Below are 1000 nucleotides of genomic sequence, written 5' to 3'. Positions count from 1 at the left end.
CTGGGTGAGGCTCAAATAGCCGTGGCTCTCGATATTGGCCTCGTTCATCACGTATAGGCCATATTCGTCGGCCAGATCGTACCAGCGCGGATCATTGGGATAGTGCGAGGTGCGAACCGCGTTGATGTTCGCGGCCTTCATCAGCTCGATATCCTTCCGCATCGTCTCCTCCGACACGATGCGAAAGGTGTGGGGATCATGCTCGTGGCGGTTGACGCCGCGGATCATGATCCGCTTGCCGTTCACCCGCACCTCGCCGCCCGCGATCTCGACCGTGCGGAAGCCGATGCGGCGGCTGGTCGCCTCGATCAGCTTGCCCTTGCCATCGAGCAGTTCGACCAGCAGCGTATAGAGATTGGGGTCTTCCGCGCTCCATGTCTTCACGCCGGGAACCTCCGCCGTGATCGTCGCCGACGTGCCGGTCGGCGTGGCGGTGCGGGTCAGGACAGCATGATTGGCGTCGAGCAGGGTCGCGCGCACGCTCGTCCCTTCCGCCGCCCCCGCCAGATCGACCTGCGCCGACAGCGTGCCGTCGCGATAGCTTTTGTCGAGGCCCGCATGGACGAACAGATCGTCGATCCGCGCTTTCGGCACCGCGCGCAAATACACCGAGCGCTCGATGCCTGAGACGCGCCAGAAGTCCTGATCCTCCAGATAGCTGCCGTCCGACCAGCGATGGACGCGGATCGCCACGACGTTGCGCCCCGGTTTCAGGAACCGGGTGACGTCATATTCGGTGGGGAGCTTGGAATCCTCGGAATATCCGGCCTCCTGCCCGTTGATCCACACGCGGTACGCCGACCCCGCCGCGCCGATCTGAAGGATCACGTCCTGCCCGCGCCACCCCTCGGGCAGGGTGAAGTCGCGGCGGTACGATCCCGTCTCGTTATCGTCATGCGGCACCAGCGGCCGGTTGGCCGGGAAGGGATAGGTGATGTTGTTGTATTTGGGCTGGCCATAGCCCTCGGCCTGCCACATCGCAGGGACCGGAATCGTCTTC

The 1000-nt window shown here is 64.1% G+C and carries 1 protein-coding gene; it reads right to left on the bottom strand.

Going from position 1 to position 1000, the window contains the following annotated elements:
* Positions 1 to 1000: glycoside hydrolase family 2 TIM barrel-domain containing protein (locus U1700_RS15530; RefSeq protein ID WP_332753551.1), on the bottom strand; the 1000-nt coding region annotated here is incomplete at both ends.

Source organism: Sphingomonas sp. RB1R13, assembly GCF_036663775.1.
Lineage (GTDB): Bacteria > Pseudomonadota > Alphaproteobacteria > Sphingomonadales > Sphingomonadaceae > Sphingomicrobium.
Note: the sequence above shows the minus strand (reverse complement) of the source record. Positions and strands in the feature narration are given on the sequence as shown.